17 protein-coding genes and 1 tRNA gene are annotated in these 21,883 nt (G+C 71.2%); 12 read left to right on the forward strand and 6 right to left on the reverse strand.

Annotated elements, in window-relative coordinates:
- Positions 1 to 2: 2 nt before the first annotated feature.
- The 3 genes from H180DRAFT_RS04325 to H180DRAFT_RS04335 form a co-directional block, all read right to left on the reverse strand.
- Entirely contained in the window at positions 3 to 1,061 is a 1,059-nt protein-coding gene (locus H180DRAFT_RS04325) for an AMP-binding protein (protein WP_159033558.1), read from the reverse strand.
- A gap of 1,217 nt (positions 1,062 to 2,278) precedes the next feature.
- Positions 2,279 to 2,366: transfer RNA gene (locus H180DRAFT_RS04330), tRNA-Ser, on the reverse strand.
- Between the two features lie 55 nt (positions 2,367 to 2,421).
- A complete protein-coding gene (locus tag H180DRAFT_RS04335) occupies positions 2,422 to 3,984 on the reverse strand; it encodes a S1C family serine protease (RefSeq protein ID WP_055484639.1) in 1,563 nt (520 codons plus the stop codon).
- 205 nt (positions 3,985 to 4,189) lie between these two features.
- Here H180DRAFT_RS04335 and H180DRAFT_RS04340 point away from each other — a divergent pair, with 205 nt between their 5' ends.
- The 3 genes from H180DRAFT_RS04340 (at position 4,190) to H180DRAFT_RS04350 (ending at position 7,307) form a co-directional block, all read left to right on the forward strand.
- Positions 4,190 to 5,008, forward strand: a complete 819-nt coding sequence (locus H180DRAFT_RS04340; protein ID WP_055484640.1) for a glycerophosphodiester phosphodiesterase — start codon at positions 4,190 to 4,192, stop codon at positions 5,006 to 5,008.
- A 240-nt stretch (positions 5,009 to 5,248) separates the two neighbouring features.
- Positions 5,249 to 5,773: an ATP-binding protein gene (locus H180DRAFT_RS04345; protein WP_254665871.1), complete on the forward strand. Its 525-nt coding sequence runs from the start codon at positions 5,249 to 5,251 to the stop codon at positions 5,771 to 5,773.
- A gap of 562 nt (positions 5,774 to 6,335) precedes the next feature.
- Positions 6,336 to 7,307, forward strand: a complete 972-nt coding sequence (locus H180DRAFT_RS04350) for a DUF5926 family protein (protein WP_055484642.1) — start codon at positions 6,336 to 6,338, stop codon at positions 7,305 to 7,307.
- A 242-nt stretch (positions 7,308 to 7,549) separates the two neighbouring features.
- Here the strand turns inward: H180DRAFT_RS04350 and H180DRAFT_RS04355 are convergent, their stop codons facing one another.
- Both H180DRAFT_RS04355 and H180DRAFT_RS04360 read right to left on the reverse strand, forming a co-directional pair.
- Positions 7,550 to 8,158, reverse strand: coding sequence for a hypothetical protein (locus H180DRAFT_RS04355; protein ID WP_055484643.1), 609 nt, complete (start codon positions 8,156 to 8,158; stop codon positions 7,550 to 7,552).
- 216 nt (positions 8,159 to 8,374) lie between these two features.
- Entirely contained in the window at positions 8,375 to 9,178 is an 804-nt protein-coding gene (locus H180DRAFT_RS04360) for a bifunctional DNA primase/polymerase (protein WP_055484644.1), read from the reverse strand.
- A 612-nt stretch (positions 9,179 to 9,790) separates the two neighbouring features.
- On the opposite strand from H180DRAFT_RS04360, the gene H180DRAFT_RS04365 reads away from it, so the two are divergent.
- The 3 genes from H180DRAFT_RS04365 to H180DRAFT_RS04375 all read left to right on the forward strand — a co-directional run bounded on the left by H180DRAFT_RS04365 (position 9,791) and on the right by H180DRAFT_RS04375 (position 14,106).
- Positions 9,791 to 11,284 (forward strand): PP2C family protein-serine/threonine phosphatase, encoded by a 1,494-nt coding sequence (locus H180DRAFT_RS04365; RefSeq protein WP_074466625.1) that lies wholly within the window; start codon positions 9,791 to 9,793, stop codon positions 11,282 to 11,284.
- Between the two features lie 150 nt (positions 11,285 to 11,434).
- Positions 11,435 to 12,877 carry an aminopeptidase P family protein gene (locus tag H180DRAFT_RS04370; protein ID WP_055484645.1) on the forward strand — a complete coding sequence of 481 codons (1,443 nt, stop codon included), beginning with the start codon at positions 11,435 to 11,437 and terminating at the stop codon, positions 12,875 to 12,877.
- Between the two features lie 227 nt (positions 12,878 to 13,104).
- Positions 13,105 to 14,106 (forward strand): PP2C family protein-serine/threonine phosphatase, encoded by a 1,002-nt coding sequence (locus H180DRAFT_RS04375; RefSeq protein WP_055484901.1) that lies wholly within the window; start codon positions 13,105 to 13,107, stop codon positions 14,104 to 14,106.
- A gap of 69 nt (positions 14,107 to 14,175) precedes the next feature.
- Here H180DRAFT_RS04375 and H180DRAFT_RS04380 read toward each other — a convergent pair whose 3' ends face one another.
- Positions 14,176 to 14,658 carry an ATP-binding protein gene (locus H180DRAFT_RS04380; protein WP_079099835.1) on the reverse strand — a complete coding sequence of 161 codons (483 nt, stop codon included), beginning with the start codon at positions 14,656 to 14,658 and terminating at the stop codon, positions 14,176 to 14,178.
- Between the two features lie 246 nt (positions 14,659 to 14,904).
- Here H180DRAFT_RS04380 and H180DRAFT_RS04385 point away from each other — a divergent pair, with 246 nt between their 5' ends.
- The 6 genes from H180DRAFT_RS04385 to efeB all read left to right on the forward strand — a co-directional run bounded on the left by H180DRAFT_RS04385 (position 14,905) and on the right by efeB (position 21,874).
- Positions 14,905 to 15,816: a hypothetical protein gene (locus H180DRAFT_RS04385; RefSeq protein ID WP_055484646.1), complete on the forward strand. Its 912-nt coding sequence runs from the start codon at positions 14,905 to 14,907 to the stop codon at positions 15,814 to 15,816.
- Positions 15,817 to 15,923: 107 nt separating this feature from the next.
- Positions 15,924 to 16,649, forward strand: a complete 726-nt coding sequence (locus tag H180DRAFT_RS04390) for a YcnI family copper-binding membrane protein (RefSeq protein ID WP_055484647.1) — start codon at positions 15,924 to 15,926, stop codon at positions 16,647 to 16,649.
- 218 nt (positions 16,650 to 16,867) lie between these two features.
- Positions 16,868 to 17,539 (forward strand): SCO family protein, encoded by a 672-nt coding sequence (locus H180DRAFT_RS04395; protein WP_055484648.1) that lies wholly within the window; start codon positions 16,868 to 16,870, stop codon positions 17,537 to 17,539.
- Positions 17,536 to 18,063: a copper chaperone PCu(A)C gene (locus H180DRAFT_RS04400; protein WP_055484649.1), complete on the forward strand. Its 528-nt coding sequence runs from the start codon at positions 17,536 to 17,538 to the stop codon at positions 18,061 to 18,063. The genes H180DRAFT_RS04395 and H180DRAFT_RS04400 overlap by 4 nt, the downstream gene beginning before the upstream one ends.
- 11 nt (positions 18,064 to 18,074) lie before the next feature.
- A complete protein-coding gene (locus H180DRAFT_RS04405) occupies positions 18,075 to 20,378 on the forward strand; it encodes a copper resistance CopC/CopD family protein (RefSeq protein WP_079099836.1) in 2,304 nt (767 codons plus the stop codon).
- A 245-nt stretch (positions 20,379 to 20,623) separates the two neighbouring features.
- On the forward strand, positions 20,624 to 21,874 hold the full coding sequence (gene efeB, locus H180DRAFT_RS04410; protein ID WP_055484650.1) for an iron uptake transporter deferrochelatase/peroxidase subunit: 1,251 nt from the start codon (positions 20,624 to 20,626) through the stop codon (positions 21,872 to 21,874).
- The last annotated feature ends 9 nt before the right edge of the window (positions 21,875 to 21,883 follow it).

Consider the following 21,883-nt stretch of genomic DNA (forward strand, 5'->3'; position numbering starts at 1 on the left):
AGCTAATCCCCCCGGGTCACAAGTCTTTTCAGTTCTTCGCGGTCCGGTTTGCCGACGATGTCCACAGGCAGCTTCTCGCAGAGCACCACACGTGGCGCCGCCAAGCCGTCGACGAGCCGGCGCAGAACCCGCTCGGCTTCCGCCCGGTCGGCATCCGGTCCCGCGACCACCGCGCAGAAGTCCTCCTGCTCAGGGGTCTCCTTGCGGGGAAGCGCGAAGAGATAGACGTCCTCGACACCCGGAAGGGCCCTCAGCGCCTCGTCCGCCTCCTTGACGTCGACGAACCGACCGTTGAGCCGCAGCGCCGGACGTGCGCGTTCGACGAAGTGGACCTCCCCGCCGCTGTGGTGATCCACGATGTCCCCGGTGTTCCACTCGTGGGCGGAGTCCGGCTCCTCGCCCAGGTAGCCCTGGACGGGTGCGTCCATCCGCAGACGCAGCTCACCGCGCGCACCGGGTGCCGGGTGGGTGATCTCAACGCCCGGGATGGGGTTGCCGATGCCTTGCTTCCCGATGAAGATCGCGCCGGTTTCGCTCGAGCCGTATCCCCGGGACAGAGGAACACCGAAACGCTTCCGGAACTGGACGGCCAACCCCTCACTGACGGGCCCCGCGCCGACCATCGCGGTACGAAGGCGCCCCGCGGTCCCAGTTGGACGGGTGTCCGTGAGAAGCCGGGCGACAGGTGGGGTCAAGCCGAGCACCTCGCCCCAGCCTCCATCGATCTTTCCGGCCAGCCGGGACATGCGCACCACCGGTTCGGCGTCCACATCTGCGCCGTTCAGCAGCGCACTCACCGCGAATCCCCAACCGAAGGAGTGCATCAGAGGAATCGGTACGAGGACCTGGGAGGCGGGCCCCATCCCGAGCTTGACGCGGTATCCATGGGCCTCGCCCAACACACTCGCTGTTCCGCGGCGGACTGCCTTGGGCCGGCCGGTGCTGCCCGAACTCAGGTGCAGGGCAAGGGTGGAGTCCATTTCCTCCACGGGCGCGTCCACGGCCGGTGCCCGGACGGTGCCCGCCTGATCCATGACATAGGCGCTCCGCGTCACATCCATCTGCGGTGGCTTGGAGCACGGAAGCGGCACGGCATCCACCGCCCAGGTCGCCAATGTGGCGATCAAGAGCTCACGGCCCTGTAAGCCGGCCTGGATGACCAGGCTTCCCGAGCCTGCACCGGCCTGACGAAGATTGTTGCTGAGGCGACCGGTCAAGTCACCGAGTAAGGAGACCTCTTGACCGTCGATCCGGGCTCCGCCGGCCAGGATCCGCGACAGCACTTCTCTGCGTGGGCCATTGGTCGTCATCCCAGTCACCGGCGGGCTCGCACACGAGCGTTGGCCGGGAGAGTCAGCCGTCTGAGACTTGGCACGGACAGCACAGGTAGCAAGGTCCCCCCAAACCTCTGCAAACAGCCGGTTTCATCACCGAACTGTTCGTTCCTGATCGGGCCAGCGCCGCGATCACCCCCCACCATAGCGGTGTACGCAGCAACTCACCTGAACTCAACAGAAGTTGTGCGTGACCTGCTGAGCTGCTCTGGGTAGCCCTCGACGCGGCGAAGGAACTGGATGAAGATCCTCCGCGGCGAGCAGACACGTGCAAATCAACTCATCGAGGAGCGGCTCAATGGCGATGCTTGAGGCGATCCCCCGGGCCCCAAGGTGAACAAATGAAGGGCTACCCGTCCCGGATGGGTAGCCCTTCCGGCCTCCCCCGCCGACACACGCCTAGATCTTCACCTCCGCGGCGCCCTTGCAGGGACCATCCACGCGGGCGCGGGGAGCACTACAAGTCCTCCGGGTCGGCTTGTCCGGGCCCGGGACCATCCCCGCGGACGCGGGGAGCACGAGACCCAGGCGTCTGCGGCGTGGGTGATCTGGGGGACCATCCCCGCGGGCGCGGGGAGCACACTCACTGACCAGGCTCTTTACATGGCGCAGAGCCCGCAACTACTGACTTTCTCTGAGTCCGACATAAACCCCAAACCTGCACATCCTCTGCCCCGACCAACCGCAAATGGCCACACCAACACCAAGTCACTGAACACAGACGGAATATGACCATGCACAGCCATGTCAACGCTTGGTGCCGAAAGCAGCTGGCGCAGGGGACCGATGACGGTGCGTAAGGCGGCGATCCTGGCCCACAGATGGCCCACACAGGCTGGCCAAGGCCGAGAAACACGGGGAACTGGGTGAGACAGACCGCAACGCAGAGGGCGCGTCTCCAACCCGGAGACGCGCCCTCTGACCTGCTAGTTCTCTGACCTCTGCGGAGGCGGTGGGATTCGAACCCACGGTGAGGGGTTACCTCACGACGGTTTTCAAGACCGTTCCCTTCGGCCGCTCGGGCACACCTCCCCGCGTCGCCCGTCATGGTCGACGCGGGGGTCAGCCTAGCGAATGGGCGGAGCCGTCACTGATCGCCCTTGCGGGAGCCGAGAGTCACCTCGGTGGTGGACTCCTTTCCGTCCCGCTTGTACGTGATCTCGACCTTCTCGCCCGGGGTGTGCGTCCAGATCGTGCCGATCAGGGTGGGCCCGCTGTCGATCGTCGTGTCGTCGAGCTTGGTGATGACGTCGCCGGGCTTCAGGCCGGCCTTGTCGGCGGGGCCGCCCTTGGTGACCGCGCTCCGGCCGTTCTCGCCGCGGTCGGAGATGACCGCGCCGCCGCCCTTCTGGTCCATGGTGACCGTGGCGCCGATGACCGGGTAGACGGGCGTGCCGGTCTTGATCAGCTGCTGGGCGACCCGCTTGGCCTGGTTGACCGGGATGGCGAAGCCCAGGCCGATGCTGCCGGACTGGCCCTGGCCGAGCCCGCCGTCGCCGCCGCCGGCCGACTGGATGGCGGAGTTGACGCCGATGACCGCGCCCTGAGCGTTCAGCAGGGGGCCGCCGGAGTTGCCGGGGTTGATGGATGCGTCGGTCTGCAGCGCGTTCATGTAGGAGGCGTTGGTGCCCTGGCCGTCGCTGGATGCCACCGGACGGTTCTTGGCGCTGACGATGCCCGTGGTCACGGTGCCGGAGAGGCCGAAGGGCGCACCGATGGCGATGGTGGCGTCGCCGACCTTCACCTCGTTGGACTTGCCGAGCGGCAGCGGCGAGAGCTTGCGGTCGTCGGCGTTCTTCAGCTTGATGACCGCGACGTCGTACCCCTGTGCCTTGCCGACGACCTCGGCCTCGTACTTCTTGCCGTCGGAGAACGTCGCCGAGAGGCCGCCTCCGTCGGCGCCGGAGGCCACGACGTGGTTGTTGGTGAGGATGTGGCCCTGCTTGTCGAAGACGAAGCCGGTGCCGGTGCCTTCCTCGCCGCCGCCCTGGGTCTCGATCGTCACGACGCTGGGGAGGGTCTTGCCGGCTATACCTGCGACGGACTTGGGGGAGCGGTTGAGTGCACTGGAGTCGGAGCCGGAGCTGATCGTGGTGGACGAGCCGTCCTGCTCGTTCGCGACCCACTGGCCGATGCCGCCTCCGATGCCTCCTGCGACGAGCGCACCCACGAGGATCGCCGTGACGAGCCCGGTCGAGACGCGCTTGCCGCCCGGAGGCGGACCCGGCGGCGCCGGCGGGGCGCCCCACGGGTACTGCGGTCCCCCGGCGCCCGGTCCGCCCGGGCCGGAGTCGCCCGCCCCGGTACCGCCGTACGGGGACTGGCCGGAAACGCCGCTGCCCCAGGGGCCGCCGGGGGGCTGGGCGCCCTGGCCGTGGCCGCCGCCCGGTGTGCCCGCGTCGCCGAAGCCGGCCAGTGGCTGTGTCGGCTGCCCGGAGGGCGCGGGGGGCGGCGTCGGGGGCCCGGCGGGGGCGGGCGGTGCAGGCGGAGTGGACTCGGGTTTGCTCATGCTCTGCCCCTGACGGTCGGCGGCTTCGGGCTCGGTGGCGCCGGCAGCAGCTCGGTGCGCGTCTCTGTCCTGCACCGTGGGGGGCGTGGGTTCAGGCCCCGCCGCCGGCGTGGCGGCAGCGCCCTCGTTCTCGGTGCTCACAGGTATCTCCTCATCAGCTACACGCCGTCGCAAGCCGGGCCGATCCGCATCCCGGCTTCCGTGTCCACAGCCTTTCCCATGGTGCGTCAGACGGGCGTAAGACGCCGCCCGGACCGGGGAAGCCGTCCCTTACATGCGGACATTACGGGCACTCCCTCAGCCAGAGCCCCCGCGGCCGCCTCTGCCCGGGTGGCACGATAACCCGGTGAGCACTGACAGCAGCCCCGGGTCTCGGCTCTCCCCTTCTCGCCCGGTCGCCGTCATCGCGCACCGTGGTGCGTCCGAGGCGGCTCCCGAGCACACGCTTGCCGCCTACCGCAAGGCGATCGAGGCCGGCGCGGACGCCCTGGAGTGCGATGTGCGGCTCACGGCCGACGGTCATCTCGTGTGCGTCCACGACCGCAGGATCAACCGCACCTCCAACGGGAAGGGCGCGGTCTCCGCTCTCGAGCTCGCCGATCTGGCCGCCCTCGACTTCGGCTCGTGGAAGAAGGAAGGTCCGGACGAGGACCCGTACGAGTCCCCCGACCAGGAGACCAGTGACCGTACCTCGGTACTGACTCTCGAGCGTCTGCTCCAGCTCGTGGCGGAGGCGCCGCAGCCCGTCGGTCTCGCGGTCGAGACCAAACATCCCTCGCGTTGGGCCGGACAGGTGGAGGCCCGCCTGCTGGAGCTGCTGGAGAAGTACCGGGACGTCGTCCCCTCCGTGCGCGTCATGAGCTTCTCGGCGCGCTCACTGCACCGCATAAGGGCCGCCGCACCGCACATCCCGACCGTCTATCTCATGCAGTTGCTGCTGCCGCGGCACCGTGACGGACGGCTGCCGCCCGGCGTGGGGATCGCCGGGCCGAGCCTGCGCATCCTGCGGGCGCGCCCCGAGTACGTGGAGCGTGCCCACCGGCAGGGCAACGAGGTGCACGTGTGGACGGTGAACGAGCCCGAGGACGTCGAGCTGTGCGTGCGCCTCGGGGTGGACGCGGTGATCACGAACCGGCCACAGGAGGTGCTCTCCCAGCTGCGCTGAGGCACCGAATTGTCGTCTTCGTGTTATGTGCGACACACGCCGCGCTCTGCGGCGGGTGCCGGGCGGACTCAATTCGCCCTCGTTCCATGCCTCTTACCTGCGGCGCACGGGTGCATTCGCCCTGTATTCGATCCGGCGAAATGCGTCAAGCAGCCTTGCGTGGCCGGTTTCCGCCAGACGTTCGGTGGGCATTCATCGAATTGGCGTGGGGCAAAGGAGGTCTCGGGGGTGGCGTTCGTTATGGCACAGAACGTGCCTGCTTCGTCGACGATGACCGTGCCTCACGGTCCCGCCGGAGTGGGGGCCGCTCGGCGCAGGATGCGCGCCGACCTGCTTGCGAGCGGGGCGGCGGAATCGGTCGTCGACGATGCGGTCCTGGTCCTCTCCGAACTGCTCAGCAACTCGTGCCGGCACGCGCGGCCGTTGAGTCACGACGATTCCGTACGGGCGAGCTGGAACCACGGCGGCGACGGCGAGTTGACGATTTCCGTCACCGACGGCGGTGGTCCCACCCGGCCTCTTCCCGCCACTCCTTCGGTCAGTGCCCGGGGCGGCCGCGGGCTCGCCATCATCGGTGCTCTCGCACGTGATTGGGGTGTGCGGGAGGAGCGGCACGAATTCCCGGGCGGAGTAAGGCAGTCGGAGACCGAGCCGTCGAGCGGTGTCACCGTCTGGGTGGTGCTGTCGGCGGGTTCCGGCGTCGGCCGGGGCCTGCTGGAGGAGAGCCTGGCGTTCGACATGGCGGCCGCCGACGAGGTGCGCTGAACCGCGACGAGGCGCACGGGCGCGCGACGTGCGACGTGCGACGTGCGACGTGCGACGTGCGACGTGCGACGTGCGACGTGCGGAACCTGCGCAGCGATCCGGGCCGTCCGGTCGGATGGTCCGGTCGGTCCCGGCCGTACGGTCGGTCCACATAACCGTCGATCCCGGCCGTCCGTCGGTCCCGTCGGTCCCGGCGCGGCCGCGTGCCGGACGACGGCGCACAAGGCGCACACGGCACCGACACGCGGAACGCCTTACGCACCGGAGCCCACCGGCTAGGCTCGCGGCGACAGTTGGCGCACGTCTCCCGCGCGGGCGGGCACCGGTCGCCCGCCACGGAGCCGCGGCCCCGGACACCGACCGGGGGCGGCCCCGGCGCGAGCCGCAGCGAGCGGCCGCGCGGAGCGAGAGCGCCGAGAGCACGGACCGAGCAGACGAACCGACCCGCAGAACGACCCGCAGAACGACCCGCAGACCGAGCAGCAAGGACACCGGCGCCGAACGTCCCCAACGGGCCCGAGGCCGCCCTCCCGACCACCGCAGACCTGGAGAACCGCACGCCATGGCCAAGAAGCGCCGCCCCCAGTCCAAGGCGACAGCACCGCAACCAGTCGACGGGGAGGTGCCCGTCGTCGGTGCGCGCGAGCCCTGCCCCTGCGGTTCAGGGCGCCGCTACAAGGCGTGCCACGGGCGCGCCGCCTCGCACGCCGCCACGGAGCTGGTGCAGCGCCCCTTCGAAGGGCTGGCCGGAGAGGCCGACTGGGTCGCGCTGCGCGAGCTCGTGCCCGCGGCCACGGCACAGCTCACGCTCAAGGGCGGCCTGCCGGAGGGGGTTCCGGCGGTGACGCTGGCGACGGTGCTGCCGATGGCGTGGCCCGCGCTCCGCCGGGACAACGGCGAGGTGCTGCTGGGTCTGCAGAACGACACCTCTTCCGGCGACATCAGCCGCGACCTGGCGGACACTCTCACCCGGGCCTTCGACGCCGAGCCGGGCTCCCCCGTGGACGCGGGACGTGCCGCCCCGGACGGGCCGCGGCTTCAGGATCTGCTCGATCCCGAGGCCCCCTTCGCACCGGAGGTGCACAGCGGCTTCGAGTTCTGGCTGGGGGACGGTTCGGACAGCGCGACGGGCGAGGTCGCCGCTTCCCTGGAGCGTGCCAATTCGGCCGCGATCCCGACGGCCAGGCTGTCGGTGGGGCAGGGCGCGTACTGGTGCGAGACGCCGGAGAAGAATCACCTGCGCTGGGTGATGACGCACCCGGAGGAGAAGCTGCTCGACGCGCTGGCGCGTCTGCACGCGGCGGGTGCCTCCTCGCTGGGTGAGGACACGCGTCTCGTCGGCTCCTTCCGCGCGCACGGACTGATGGTGCCTGTGTGGGACCTGCCGCGCAGCATGACCTCGGAGGACTGCGAGAAGCCGGCGGCCGGGTTCAACGAGCGGCTGGCGGAGGCGCTCTCCTCGGACGCGGCGCTGACCGCGGACGAGCGGCGCGCCCGCAGTGGTCTCATGAACCGGCAGATCACTCTGAGTTGACGGAGGCGACCGTTCCGCAATGAGGTCAGGGAGAAAGTGTGACGTGACACGCGTCACAACTGACTTATGAATGCGCATACCGGCAGGTAAATCGACGTCCGGATCTGCGCGATCGAATTTGCTAACGCCGGATCTCTTGTTACCTTTCTAGGAGCCCGGTCGCTGGTGCATCCCCCGTCGCCAGCGACCGGGTTCTTGCATGTGCGCTTCCGGTGCCGGTGCTTGCGGCCTCCCCAACTCGCTCAGCCTGCAACGGGGTTGCTCGCCGAACGCAGCAGCAGCCGGTCCCCGTCGGCGGTTCCCGCCTCTGCCGTCGCGGCGTACGGACGGCCGCCCGCGCGGCTGAGTTCCCGGGGCGTCTCGCACACTCCGGGCCTCCCTCCGGACGGCACGGCACAGCGGGCACTCAGCGCGCTCCCGTCGGGGCGCGTGAGCGTGAGCGCGGCACTCAGCGGTGAGCCGGTGGAGTTGCGGTAGTACGTCCGCGCCCACGTGCGGCCGCCCTCCGACAGGACGCAGGTCTGCGCCGACAGCCTTTCCGGAGTGGTGAGTTCGGGACCGCACGACGCCGGCGCCCGGCTCATGGACTTCCCGGCCGCGGCCTCGGCGCGACCTGGTCCGACAGTGCGGACGTGGTGCCCCGTACGGCCCCCGAGCACAGGCCCGTCCGGCGGGGACGCCGCCGGAGCGTGCGCTGCTGCAGCCGGTCCCGACGCTTCGTCCGGACCGGCGGCGGGCCCGGCGGTTGCCACCGCGATGGGCAGTACGCCGGCGAGCACGACCGTGCAGGCGAGTGCGGTCAGGGAGAGATGCGACGCGGACGTACGGGGCCGCGGCTGCTGCTGAAGCATGGAGGAAGGCTCACTGGCGGGGGAGGAGGTGCCGGTGCCGGCCCGGGGTGGGCGGGGCGCACCGGAGGCGGTGAGGCGAACATATCGGGCGGTAGCGACCCGCTCCCCCGCGTGACCGTCCATTCCCCGTACGGCGTCTGCCAGTTCGTACCCGTACGAGTGAAGCGGACCAGCCGGCCGCGCTGCGCTCCGGGGAGCGGGCGGCCGGCACCGGCCTCAATACGTGAGGCTCGTCCCGGAATCGGGTGCCGTGGCGCTCGCCTCGACGAGGACGTCGAGCACACTCTCCATGCGGGGCAGAAACGGAACGGCGGTGGTGAGGCCGCCGCGCCGCGCGGCCCGCGAGCCGCGGAAGGTGCCCCGCCGGGCTGCCTTGCGGACTGCGCCGTCCCGGCCGTCCGGGCCGTCCTTGCCGTCCGCCGCCGCGGGCTCCCGCTCCCACCGCACGCGGCCCGCGCCCGTGTGGGACGGCGGCAGCGCGATGTAGCCGCCCTCGCCGTGGAACCGGAGCGAACTCGGCACCCAGTCATGGGCGTAGAGCCGCTCGCCCAGCTCCTCCAGGCCGTACGGCGCGACGAGAAGCGTGAAGCGCGTGGGCGTCGCCACGACCGGTCCGAGCCGCTGCCCGCGCCGGTCGAGTTCGGCGAGCGCCCGGGCGCCCGCGATCGCCGGCAGGCTCAGCGCGGAGGGCGCGCGGCCGCCGGTGGCCAGAATCAGCGGTGCGGCGGGCCTGTTGGTCCACCACCAGTGGATCATCCGCGGGTCCGTGGTCGCGGCGAGGAGCACGGGGTCGAAGGGGTGCGCACCGGGTACGACACAGTCGGCGTCGGGGCACGAGCAGACCGTGGTGAGCGGACGTTTGGAGTGGTGCGCACTGGCGGACGAGGAGGACGAAGCGGAGGAGGGAGGGGTAAGGGCAGCTCCGGGCAGTACGGGCCACTGCCAGTGGGTGGCACAGTGCAGCGCCGCGTTGCGCAGCGAAGACCGGTTCATGCGTCGCCTTCCGAGGATCTCGCGCATGTGCGCTCGTTCCTTTCCGTGAACGCCAACAGATCGTCCCGACAGAGATCGTTCAGCCCATCACAACACGTCACTCACTGCTCACTGCGCGTAGGAAAACCGCGGTCATGCCGTAGTCGAGCGTGGAACACAGCGGTGGGCGATGCGACGTCCGAGCTCGGTCGCCCTGCCGCCACCTGTGCTGGTGCCCTGGATAACGCTTGGTATTGCGCCTGTGCCGGCCGTGCTGGCTGTGCGTGTCGCCGACCGGAAAGGGGGAGGCCAACTGCCTCGTAAGACGTGCTGCTCCCTCACCGGGTTCCGTACCCGCGACAGCTGTGCCGATGCTCCGGCCTGCGCTTCCTCGGGGTCGTGGAAGCGAGCAGATGTGCGGGGCTGCTCCAGTCGACAGCAAATGCCGTCTCTCACAGGCGATTTTACGCCAACCTCGTGCAACCGCGGCCCGCCCCCCTTAAGTCAACAACGGCAAGCGGACACCATTCGTAGTGCAAGGACGATGCTGGACATCCTGTTATCGCTACGTGTACATCTTGTGCATTGCCAGCGGAGCAGCGTGACATGGGGGTTTGCGATGCAATGCAGAGAGAGGAACCACTGCGGGAGAACGCACCCATGAGCGCCTCGCAGCGGTCGAAAGTGGCCGGATTCAAACCCGTGATCTCCCCGCCACAGCAAACTGCGCCCCCCGCTTCGGACGCGTCGTCGGAGCAGCTCGCCGCCGTCCACGACCGGTTGGCCAGCTGGGTCACCGACCTGACGACCCTTCAGGAACTCGCGGAACGGCTGTCCGGCACCCCCACACTCGACGACGCGCTGCGCGAGACCCTCCGCGCCGGAGCAACCCTCGTCGGGGCCCGCCGCGGGCTCGTCGCGCTCGATTCCGTCGACAGCGAAAGCCCCGAACGCACCATCGGCCTCGGGCTCGGCCGCGCCGACATCGGCGAGCTGGAGACCGTGCCGCGCAGCTCCTCCTCCTACGCGCGGATCCTCGACGGCCTCCCGTCCCTCCCGGAACCGGCCGACGGCGTCCGCGCCCGCGACGCGGGCACCCCCACCGACGACGACGGCGACCTCGTCCCCGGCCGCGAGGGGAACCGGGGCTACCCCGAGATCACCCACCCCGACATCGCCACCGACGACACCCTCGACCCCCGTCACCGCGAGGTCGCCGCCCGCCTCGGCTACGCCGCCAGCTACGCGACCCGCATCGCCACCTCCGACGCCCCGCGCATCGGCGCCGCCGTCTGGCTGTACGACGAGCCCGCCGAACCGACCGCGCGCCAGCGCCATCTGCTCGGCCTCTACCTCCGCTGCGCCAGCGAGCAGATCGCCCGGCACCTCGAACTCGCCCGTACCCGCGCCGAACTGACCGCCCTGCGCGAAGGGCTGCTGCCCTCCAGGCTCCCGCGGGTTCCCGGCGTCGCGCTGGCCGTCCGGCACCTGACCGGGCCGGGCGGCGGAGGCGACTGGTACGACGCGCTGCCGCTTCCCGAAGGGGCCCTCGGGCTCTCGGTCGGCGGCGTCACGGGCAGCGGCCCCGGCACGGTCGCGGCGATGGGGCGGCTGCGCGCCTCGCTCCGCGCGTACGCGGTGATGGAGGGCGAGGACCCGGTCGCCGTCCTCTCCGACCTGGAGCTGCTGCTGCGCCTGACGGAACCCGCCCGGTCCGCCACGGCGCTCTTCGCCTACGCCGAGCCGTCGGTGCGCCGGATCCTGCTCGCCGGCGCCGGCCACTGCCCGCCGCTGATCGTCGGGCAGCACCGCACCGAGTACGTCGAGACGACGCTCTCCGCGCCGCTGGGCATGCTGGCCTGCTGGGAGGCGCCGAGCGTCGCGCTGTCGCTGTACGAAGGAGAAACGCTGCTGCTGTACAGCGACGGGCTGCTGCACCGCACCGGCGAGGAGATGGACCGGGCGTTCGCGCGGCTGCACTCCGCCGCAGCGTGCGCGCCTCCCGCCGCACGCTCCGACCCCGAGGCACTCGTCGACCACGTCCTGCGCACGGCCCTGCCGTCCGGCGAGAACCCGGACTCCGGCGGCACCGGACGGCCGGGCGGGCCCGGCAGCAGGGCCGAGGACGTCGTCCTGCTCGCCGCACGCTTCTGAGACAAGGCCCACACGGGCCCGCCACCGGCCCGCGCAGGGCGCCGGGCGCCTCCCCCGGCCACGCCCTCGGGCCCCGCTGACCAGCTTCCGCGCACCCCCGGGCCCCCATACGATGGAAAGCGGTCGAAACACCGGAATCAGGAGGCAGACGTGGCGGAATCCGCCGACGAGCAGCCGATCAAGCAGCGGAAGAACGGCCTCTACCCGGCCGTTTCCGACGAGCTCGCCGAGAACATGAAGAGCGGCTGGGCCGACACCGAGCTGCGCGGTCTCGAACCCGTCCCGCAGGCCGGACACACGGCGGACCGGCGTGCCCGCCTCTCCGCCCGCTTCCCCGGTGAACGACTGGTGATCCCCGCGGGCAACCTCAAGACCCGCTCCAACGACACCGAGTACCGCTTCCGTGCGTCCGTCGAGTACGCATACCTCACCGGGGACCAGACGGAGGACGGCGTACTCGTCATGGAGCCCGACCCCGCGGGGAGCGGACACCAGTCGACGCTCTACCTGCTTCCGCGTTCGGACCGCGAGAACGGCGAGTTCTGGCTCGACGGCCAGGGCGAGCTGTGGGTGGGCCGGCGGCACAGCCTCAGCGAGGCCCAGCAGTTGTACGGGATCCAGTGCGCGGACGTGCGCGAGCTGACGGCCGAGCTGCGCACGGCCACGGGCCCCGTGCGGGTGGTGCGCAGCTACGACGCGGCGGTTGAGCAGGCGCTCACCGACAAGGTCACCGCCGAGCGCGACAACGAGTTCCAGGTCTTCCTCTCCGAAATGCGCCTGGTGAAGGACGAGTTCGAGATCGGGGAGATGGAGAAGGCCTGCGCGTCGACCGTGCGTGGCTTCGAGGACGTCGTGAAGGTGCTGGACAAGGCGGAGGCCACGTCCGAGCGCTACATCGAGGGCACGTTCTTCCTCCGCGCCCGCGTCGAGGGCAACGACGTCGGCTACGGCTCGATCTGCGCCGCCGGACCGCACGCCACCACGCTGCACTGGGTGCGCAACGACGGCGCCGTCCGCTCCGGCGAACTGCTGCTGCTGGACGCGGGTGTCGAGACGGACACCCTCTACACGGCCGACGTCACGCGGACCCTGCCGATCGGCGGGAGCTTCACCCCGCTCCAGCGGAAGATCTACGACGCGGTCCACGAGGCCCAGGAGGCGGGCATCGCGGCCGTCAAGCCCGGCGCGAAGTACCTCGACTTCCACCTGGCCGCGCAGCGCGTCCTCGCCACGAAGCTCGTGGAATGGGGCCTGCTGGAGGGTCCGGTGGAGCGTGTTCTGGAGTTGGGGCTCCAGCGCCGCTGGACGCTGCACGGCACGGGCCACATGCTCGGCATGGACGTGCACGACTGCGCCACCGCCCGCCGCGAGACCTACGCCGAGGGCACGCTGGAGCCGGGCATGTGCCTGACTGTGGAGCCCGGCCTGTACTTCCAGCCCGACGACTTGACAGTTCCGGAGGAATACCGCGGAATCGGTGTACGCATCGAGGACGACATCCTCGTCACCGCGGAGGGCAACCGGAACCTTTCGGACGGACTGCCGCGCAGCAGCTCGGACGTGGAGTCCTGGATGTCGCGTCTCAGGAGCTGACCCTCGCCGGGCCGGGGCCGCCGACCGCCGCGCACCGGCGCCGGAGGCGCGGCGGGGCGGTCGGCACAACCGTTTCCGTACCCGGTTCGTCACATAGAGGTCCGGAATCGGGGGTCAGATGCCTAATGTTGCACGTGTCGGGCATCCGTTTCGACGGGGGAGGAGAGCTCAGGGTGGTCACGCTTCAGTTCCGGCCCCGGATCCTGGCCGCGCTCCCCTACGTCGCCATGGGGATCGTGGCCGTCATCGACTTCATCTCCGGCCCCGCGGTCGGCTTCCTGCCGATGATGGCGCTGGGGCCGGCGTTCGCCGGGCTCATCGGGAACGTGCGCCGCAGTGTGGTGATCGGCGCGGTAGCGCTGACCCTGACGCTGATGCTGAGCATCTACAACGCCCAGGTGGACAACCGCCGCGGCTACACGACCCTCATCGCCGTCGCGGGGGTCGCCGTCGCCGGTGTCGCCGCGACGTCGATGCGCAAGCGGCGCGAGGCCGAACTGGCGAGCGTGCGCTCGATCGCGGAGGCCGCGCAGCGCGTACTGCTGCGCCCCGTGCCGCGCAACGCCGGTCAGCTGCGCGCCGCGGTCTCCTACACATCGGCGATGGCCGACGCCCGTATCGGCGGTGACCTGTACGAGATGGTGACGTCGCCGACGGGCGTGCGGATCATCGTGGGCGACGTACAGGGCAAGGGCCTGGAGGCGGTGGAGACGGCGGCCGTCGTGGTGGGCGCCTTCCGCGAGGCCGCGTACGACGAACCGGATCTCATGGCGGTCGGCAAGCGTCTGGAGCGGGCGCTCGCCAGGCATCTGCTCGGCGAGAAGTTCGTGACGGCGGTGCTGGCCGAGGTGCAGGAGAGGGACGGCGCCACGCTCCTCAACTTCGGCCACCCCGCGCCGTTGATCATCCGTCCCGACGGCTCCGTCGACTACGCCGAACCCCCGGAACGTGCCCTGCCACTCGGTCTGGACCTCGAGGACGGCCCGGCGCCGACACCGCACGACGTGCCGTTCGTCCCCGGCGACCAGCTTCTCTTCTACACGGACGGAGTGAGCGAGGCCCGCGACCGCGCCAACCGCTTCTACCCGCTGGAGGAGCGCGGCGACCTGCTCAAGGACCCCGATCCGGACGCGGCGTTGACGGCCGTGCGACTCGACCTGGCCGATCACGTCGGCGGCCCGCCGCACGACGACGCCGCGATGCTGCTGCTGCGCTACCGGGGCCGGTGACGTCACCCGGGCACGGTCGCGGTCCCGGGCGTTCCCGAGGCGCGCGCCGGTCCGCCCCGGCCGTCGGTCTCACCCCGCCGCGAGCAGCGGGCTTCCTTCGCTCCCGGCCGCACGGGCACCGCTGCCCGGACCTCCCTCCGCGTGCTGCCACTTGAGGGTCTTGTCGAACGTGACGACGGCTCCCCCGCGGCCGGGGCGGTTCCGTACGCGTACGTGGTCGGCGAGGGACTCGATCAGGAACAGCCCCCGGCCGTTCTCGGAGTCCAGGGGCACGCTGGGCGACAGGGCGGAGGTGCGGAACCCGGGACCGGAGTCGGCGACCTCGATGCGGCACCGGTCGCCGTCGAGGTAGGCGGTCACGCAGTAGGCGTCCGAGTGTTCGCCCCGGCCGTGCTCGACGGCGTTGGCACACGCCTCGGAGAGCGCGATCGACAACTCGAACGAAACCTCGCTGTCCACGCCGGCGCTGTCCATGGAATCCAGGAGCAGCCGCCGGGCGAGCGGCACGCTGGCAGCTTCGCGCCTCAACCGGAGACACCACCACATGCTCATGCTCAACCCTCCACAGGCCGAGGCTCGACGGTTCGGCCCCCGAAGGGACCACCCCGGCCATGCGCATACGTATTGCCGGTTGTGCGGGCAGTACGCACCCGTGTCTGCGCATGCCGTCCGTTCGGAGGACGCGAGGCCGTCCGGCTGAGCCGCCGCGCTCTCGCGCACGGGCGGAAGGCGCACGATTCCGGGCGTTTCGACCCCTGGCGGATGCGGGTGCGGGCACGGTGAGATGATGACGCCGCCATGACTGCCGGGGCGGATCTCAGACTCCTGCGGGCCGCGGTCTTCACCGCGGTCTGCGTGGCGTTGTCCGCGGCCGGTCACTCGCTGACGGGCGGGCACAGCATGCCGTTGTGGTCCCTGGGCCTCGGCTTCGCCGTCGTCTTCGCGGTCGCGGCGCCACTGGCGGGCAGGGAGCGCTCCCTTCCGGGGATAGCCGCGCTGCTCGCGGCGGGCCAGGTCGCCCTGCACACCCTGTTCGCCTGCGAACGCCCGGCCGCCGGGACCGCCCGCGCTGCTGCCGCCGCGACACCGCCGGCGCACGGGGCCCACGCGGGCGGTCAGGGGGCCGAGTTGCGCAGTCTCGCGGCTCGGCTGCTGTGCGACGAGCAGTCCGCGGGGCGCATGAGCGTCTCACGGGCGCGGCAGATCGTCTCCGAGGCCGGGCTCGACTCCGGGCGGCTCGGAAGCCGCGCGGCGCAGGCGGGCCACCCGGGCAGCAGCGGGCACGGGCACGCCGGGCACGAGGCGGCCGGCGGCGGCGCCGCCTGGGCCGACACCCCTCTGGAGTGCCTGCGCACCGCGGCGCATGCCGTCATGGGTCTGACGGACGGCCCGATGCTCCTGGGCCACGTCCTCGCCGCCCTCGCACTCGGCTGGTTCCTGCACCGCGGTGAGGCGGCGCTGTGGCGGATCGTGCGGCTCTCGGCCCGCACGTGCCGCACGGCCGTCCGGCACGTGCGGGCGTCGCTCGGTGCCGCGCTCGCGCACGTGCGGGCCCTGCGTGGCGGAGCGGTTCCGAAGATGCCGGCCGGGGCCGGGCTCCTGGACGCGCACCGGCACGGAACGGCTCGTTCCGTTCTGCTTCAGCACTCGGTCAACAGGCGTGGTCCGCCGCGCGGGACGCAGCAGGAGAACCTCGCACTCGCGGCCTGACGCACGGCGCCCAAGGACGGAACGACGGCGTGCGGCCCAGCCGCGCACCCACTGTGCGCCCGGATACGTCCGTCACGCGTTCCGTCCTGTCGATCAGGAGCACCACCATGCAGACCAGTACGCGCCGCCGTCTGACCGCGGCAGGCACCCTCGCAGCCACGACCGTTCTGCTGTGCGCGGGGCCCGCCTTCGCGCACGTGTCCGTCGACCCGGAGACCGCCGAGCCGGGCGGCTACAGCGTCGTGAACTTCAAGGTCCCCAACGAGCGCGACGACGCCTCGACGACGAAGCTCGAAGTCAGCCTCCCCACCGACCACCCGCTCACGTCCGCGATGCCGCAGCCGGTGCCGGGCTGGGAGGCCAAGGTCACCAAGTCCAAGCTGGACAAGCCGGTCGAGGTGCACGGCGAGAAGATCGAAGAGGCCGTCACCAAGATCACTTGGACCGGCGGCGAGGTGAAGCCGGGCGAGTTCCAGCAGTTCCCCGTCTCCATGGGTGAACTGCCCGAGGACGCCGACCAGCTCGTCTTCAAGACCCTCCAGACCTACGACAACGACGAGGTCGTGCGCTGGATCGAGGAGCCCAAGGAGGGCGAACCCGAACCGGAGAGCCCGGCCCCGGTGCTGAAGCTGACGTCGGCGGCGGTCGGCGACGCCAAGGGCGGCGAGGGCGGGAGCTCGGAAAAGGCCTCTGCGCAGGCCGGTTCGGACGACGAAGCGGCGGCCGGCGGCGGGACGGACACCACAGCCCGCGTGCTCGGCGTCGTCGGCATCGTCGCCGGGGTCGCCGGCGTCGCCTTCGGCGTGCTCGCCGGACGGCGCCGCAGCTCATAGGGCTTCTCCGCGCCGGTCTCCGGGAACCGGGCCCGCGGCCTCGCGGGCCCGGGGAGACCGGCCGGAGCGGGCCCAGCCCGTCCGGTGCGGGTGCCCGTGCCCATGCGGTACGGGCGCCCGCCTCACCGGTCGACCGGTCCGTACGGCGAAATCCCAGGAGCCGCGTCCGTGCGGCGTCAGTGCTGCCGAGCAGCGACAAGTCAGAAAGCCAGTGCTCTATGCGTAACACCACAACCATCGGTGCCGTGGCCCTCGCCGCGGCGGGCGTCCTCGCCCTTGCTGGATGCGGCGGCAGCGCCGAGGAAGGCGGAAAGTCAGGCGGCAGCGACAAGGCCGTCGCCTCCGGCGCACCGCAGAAGAAGGGCGGAGTCGTGCTCGACAGGCCCTTCGAGAAGCCCGACCTCACCCTCACCGACACCAAGGGAGAGAAGTACGACCTGATCGAGGAGACGAAGGGCAAGCCGGTGCTGCTGTACTTCGGCTACACCCACTGTCCGGACGTCTGCCCGCTGACGATGAGCAACATCGCCGTGGCCAGGTCCAAGCTGACGGCGGAGCAGAAGAAGCAGCTGCGGGTCGTCTTCGTCACCTCCGATCCCAAGCGGGACACCCCGAAGGAGCTGGGCAGCTGGCTCCGCGGCCAGGACCCCTCCTTCACGGGCCTGACGGGCGACTTCGACACCATCCAGGCAGGGGCGCGCACGGTCGGCGTCAGCATCGAGCCGTCCTACAAGAAGAAGAACGGCGATGTCGTCTCCAGCCACGGCGCGCAGCTTCTCGCCTTCTCGCCGAAGGACGACAAGGCGCACGTCCTCTACACCGAGGGCAACACCGCCCCGCAGATCCTGGAGAAGGAACTCCCCGCGATCATCAAGGGGGAGAACCCGTGACGCACAGCTCCCGCTGCCGCCGCCTCGCCGCCGTGCTGCCCGTCGCGGCGGGACTGCTCGCGCTCGGCGCGTGCGGCTCCGGCCAGGGCCCGGCGTCCGGCCCGGACTCCGGGTCAGCGGGTTCCGGCTCAGGGGGCTCCGGCTCAGGTGGCTCCGTGCCGAAGTTGTCCGTGAGCGGCGCCTACATGCCGGAGCCGGTCACGAAGGACATGGCGGGCGGCTTCCTCACGTTGAAGAACACCGGCGGCACCGCCGACAGGCTGACCTCCGTGAAGAGCGGCGCCTTCGGCGAGGCGCAACTGCACGAGACCTCCGGTCAGCAGATGCACCGCGTGAAGTCGCTGAAGGTGCCCGCGGACGGAACGCTGCGGCTGAGCCGGGGCGGAAACCACATCATGTTCCTCAATCCGGAGCGGAAACCGGTCGAGGGCGAGAAGGTGCGGGTGACGCTCCACTTCAGCAAGTCCGGCGACATCGACGTCTCGATGCCGGTCGAGGCGACGAACTTCGTACCGAAGAAATGAGGGACTGACCCGTGCCGCTCACCACCTGGCGTCCCCGCCCGCGCCGGCGCGCCGCCGCGCACAGCGCCACACCCGCCGCGCTGTTCCTCGCGCTGCTGGGCACGGCGCTGTGCGCGCTGCTCACCGTGGTCGTCACCGCCGGTCCGGCAGCGGCCCACGCCGTGCAGACCGACAGCACGCCGGCGGAGGGCCGGGTGGTGAGCAGCGCCCCCGAGAAGGTCACCGTGACCTTCTCCGAGGGCGTCTCGATGTCGGACGGTTCGATACGTGTGCTCGGACCGGACGGCAAGCGCCTCGACACGAACAAGGTCAGCGAGGTGCCCGGCAAGGCGAACACACGCGCCGTCGACCTGAAGCCCGACGGGCCGAAGGGCACCTACACCGTCGCGTGGAAGGCCGTCTCGGACGACAGCCACCCCGTCTCCGGGGCGTTCACGTTCTCCGTCGGACACCCTTCGCAGACGTCGGCGAACGTCTCGGACGAGAGTCAGGGGACGGGCGGCGGACCGGCCGGAGCGCTCTACCAGGTGGGCCGCTACGCCGCATACACGGGCTTCATCCTGCTCGTCGGCGGGGCCGCCTTCGTCCTGGTGTGCAGGCCCGAGAGGGCCGCGGTGCGGCGGCTCCAACGGCTCGTCGTCACGGGGTGGCTGACGCTCACCGGAGCCACCCTGCTGATGCTTCTGCTGCGCAACGCCTATACGGGCACGGGCCAGTTGAGCGAGGTCTTCGACCTGGGCGGTCTGAAGGACGCGCTCGGTTCGAAGTCCGGAGCCTCCCTCGCCGCCAGGCTGCTGCTGCTGGGGACGGCGGCAGTGATCATCTCGGTGCTCTTCGGCTCGTACGGGTCCGGCAGCGACGGGCGGGCGTCCGAAGAACACCCCGAGGAGCAGCACGAGGAGCAGCACGAGGGACAGCACGAGGGTGAGGGCGAGGGCGAGCGCGAGGCACCCTCCGAGAAGCGGCGCGAAGAGGAACGCGGGGCGCGGGAGAAGGAGGACCGCGGGCGCGACGTCACGCTGGGACTCACCCTCGGCGGCGGCGTGGTCGCCGTCGGGCTCGCGACGACATGGGCCGTCGCCGAGCACGCCTCCACGGGGCCGCAGGCTCAGGTCGCGATGCCCGTGGACGTGGTCCATCTGCTGGCGGTCGCCACGTGGCTGGGCGGGCTGGCCTCCCTTCTGACGGTGCTCCACCGTGGGCCGTCCCCCGGGCGCGCCGTCGTGCGGCGCTTCTCGCAGGTCGCGTTCGGCAGCGTGGTGGTGCTGGCGGTCACGGGGCTGTACCAGTCCTGGCGGCAGCTGGGCACGTTCACCGCGCTCACCGGTACGTCGTTCGGGCGGCTCCTGCTGACGAAGGTGGGCCTCGTCGTGCTGCTCGTCGGCCTCGCGTACGTCTCGCGGCAGTGGACGTCACGGCTGGGAGAGGTGCGCGCCGGGACGGGCAAGGACACCGCCGCCGAATCCGCCGAGGCGGAAGCCAGCGGGGCCGAAGCCGCCGGGGAGGCCGCCGTACGGGTGGAGGCGCCGGCGACCGTCGGCGCGGCTGCGCGCAGCACCGCCCCCGGCACGGCGCCCGGGACCGGCGCCCACGAAGAGGCGGGCGCAGACGGTGGCGAGCCCGGTTCCGGTGCGGGTTCCGCCGGTGCCGCGGAGGCCGCCGGCTCCGGCGACGCGGCAGCTGAGCCCGCCGGAACCGCCGCAACCCCCGCGGCCACGGCGTCCACCGATCGTGCCGCCCAACTCGCCCGCCAGCGCGCCGCCGTGGCCCGCGAGCGCCGCAGGAAGGAGCGCGAGGCGGACCCCGAGCGTGCCGGTCTGCGCCGCTCCGTACTCGCCGAGGCAGCCGTTGCAGTCGTGCTGCTCGTCGTGACGACGGCCCTGACCGACACCCAGCCCGGCCGCACGGAGGAACTCACGAAGTCCGGCGGCACCCCGGGGGCCGCCACCGGGCAGGTGAGGGAAGGCCTCAACCTCAAGCAGAAGATCCCCTTCGACACCGGCGGCCCGAACGGCAAGGGCACGGCCGTGCTTTGGATCACGCCCGGCCAGGCGGGGGGCAACGCCCTGCGGATCATGACGAAGGACCCGGACGGGAAGCAGCTGCGCACCGAGGAGGTGAAGGCCGCGCTCACCCTCCCCGAACAGGACCTCGGCCCGTTCCAGGTCGAGTTCGAGCGGATCAACGACGCGAAGGGCCGCTGGCGTTCGGAGATCGTCCAGCTACCGGTGGCCGGACGGTGGAAGGCCTCCGTCACCATCCGCACCTCGGACATCGACCAGGTCACCGAGAGCAAGACCGTGCAGCTCGACTGAGGCGCCCCGGACACCGTGACCCCGACACAGACGGACGAACCATGTGAACTCCGGCTGGTTCCGAGATATAGCTGAACATCACGAGCGCGACGTTCAAGGTGCGCGACATCCACAGTGCGCGACGTCCAGGTGCCCTGGTCCGGCACGAGGAGAGAAGCAGGTGCACACATGAACGAGCGCGGCCCACGCCCCCCACCCGTACACACGTCCCCCGCACACACGCCGGACGACGCCAGGAAGCAGTGATGACACAACACGACCACGAACCTCAGGGCGTCTCGCGCCGCCGGCTCGTCAGCACGGTCGGAGCGGCGGGCGCCACCGGTCTGGCCGTCGGCGCGACGGGCGGCGCGGTCGCGCAGGCCGTGGCCCGGGACGACCGCGCGGCCCCGAAACCGCTCACGTCCGTCGGCTCGACGCGCGTGGCCTTCCACGGAAAGCACCAGGCCGGCATCCTCACGCCGCTGCAGTCCGTCGGCCATCTGCTCGCCTTCGACCTCGTCGCCGGCGCCAGGCGCAAGCAGGCCGCCGCGCTGCTGAAGCGCTGGTCGAGGACGGCACGCGAACTCATGGCGGACAAGCCGACCGCGAACCCGACGGGCATCTCCTACGACGCCGGGCCCTCCTCGCTCACCATCACGTTCGGCTTCGGCCGCTCCTTCTTCTCCCGCACCGGTCTGGAGAAGCAGCGGCCCCGCGAACTGGCGCCGCTTCCCGACTTCTCCGGCGACGCCCTCGACAAGAGCCGCTCCGACGGCGACCTGTGGGTGCAGATCGGCAGCAACGACGCGCTGGTCGCCTTCGACGCGCTGCGGGAGATCCAGCGTCAGGCCGAGGGAACGGCACGGGTGCGCTGGCAGATGAACGGCTTCACGCGCACGCCCGGAGCCACCCGCCGCCCGATGACCATGCGCAACCTGATGGGCCAGGTCGACGGCACCAACAACCCCGAGCGCTCCGAACCTGACTTCGACAGGCGCATCTTCGTACCCTCCTCAGGGTCGCCTGCGTGGATGGCGGACGGCTCGTACGCCGTCGTGCGCCGCATCCGGATGCTCCTCGACGACTGGGACAAGAAGTCGCGCAAGGAGCAGGAGAAGGTCATCGGCCGGCGCAAGTCCGACGGTGCCCCGCTCAGCGGCGGCACCGAGAAGACCGAGCCCGATCTCGACGCGCGGAGCGCCGACGGCACCCCCGTCATCGCCGCCGACGCCCACGCGCGGGTCGCCGCGCCCGAGACGAACGGGGGAGCGGCCATGCTGCGGCGCCCCTTCTCGTACCACGACGGCTTCCGCGACGACGGTGCGCCGGACGCCGGCCTGCTCTTCATCGCCTGGCAGGCGGACCCTCAGCGGGGCTTCGTACCGGTGCAGCGGAAACTCGACCGCGGCGACGCGCTGTCGCGGTTCATCCGGCACGAGGCCAGCGGACTGTTCGCCGTCCCGGGCGGCCCCGCCAAGGGCGAGTACGTCGGGGAGCGCCTGCTGGAGGGATGACCGCAGCGC

Source organism: Streptomyces sp. WMMB 322 (assembly GCF_900090145.1).
Taxonomy (GTDB): domain Bacteria; phylum Actinomycetota; class Actinomycetes; order Streptomycetales; family Streptomycetaceae; genus Streptomyces.

Excerpts from the sequence above, each read along its gene's own strand:
- H180DRAFT_RS04325 (WP_159033558.1), bottom strand. The coding sequence starts at position 1,061 with ATGGATGTGACGCGGAGCGCCTATGTCATGGATCAGGCGGGCACCGTC.
- H180DRAFT_RS04345 (WP_254665871.1), top strand. The coding sequence starts at position 5,249 with ATGGCACAGAACGTGCCTGCTTCGTCGACGATGACCGTGCCTCACGGT.
- H180DRAFT_RS04350 (WP_055484642.1), top strand. The coding sequence starts at position 6,336 with ATGGCCAAGAAGCGCCGCCCCCAGTCCAAGGCGACAGCACCGCAACCA.
- H180DRAFT_RS04355 (WP_055484643.1), bottom strand. The coding sequence starts at position 8,158 with ATGCTTCAGCAGCAGCCGCGGCCCCGTACGTCCGCGTCGCATCTCTCC.
- H180DRAFT_RS04360 (WP_055484644.1), bottom strand. The coding sequence starts at position 9,178 with ATGCGCGAGATCCTCGGAAGGCGACGCATGAACCGGTCTTCGCTGCGC.
- H180DRAFT_RS04365 (WP_074466625.1), top strand. The coding sequence starts at position 9,791 with ATGAGCGCCTCGCAGCGGTCGAAAGTGGCCGGATTCAAACCCGTGATC.
- H180DRAFT_RS04375 (WP_055484901.1), top strand. The coding sequence starts at position 13,105 with ATGGGGATCGTGGCCGTCATCGACTTCATCTCCGGCCCCGCGGTCGGC.
- H180DRAFT_RS04380 (WP_079099835.1), bottom strand. The coding sequence starts at position 14,658 with ATGAGCATGTGGTGGTGTCTCCGGTTGAGGCGCGAAGCTGCCAGCGTG.
- H180DRAFT_RS04385 (WP_055484646.1), top strand. The coding sequence starts at position 14,905 with ATGACTGCCGGGGCGGATCTCAGACTCCTGCGGGCCGCGGTCTTCACC.
- H180DRAFT_RS04390 (WP_055484647.1), top strand. The coding sequence starts at position 15,924 with ATGCAGACCAGTACGCGCCGCCGTCTGACCGCGGCAGGCACCCTCGCA.
- H180DRAFT_RS04395 (WP_055484648.1), top strand. The coding sequence starts at position 16,868 with ATGCGTAACACCACAACCATCGGTGCCGTGGCCCTCGCCGCGGCGGGC.
- efeB (WP_055484650.1), top strand. The coding sequence starts at position 20,624 with ATGACACAACACGACCACGAACCTCAGGGCGTCTCGCGCCGCCGGCTC.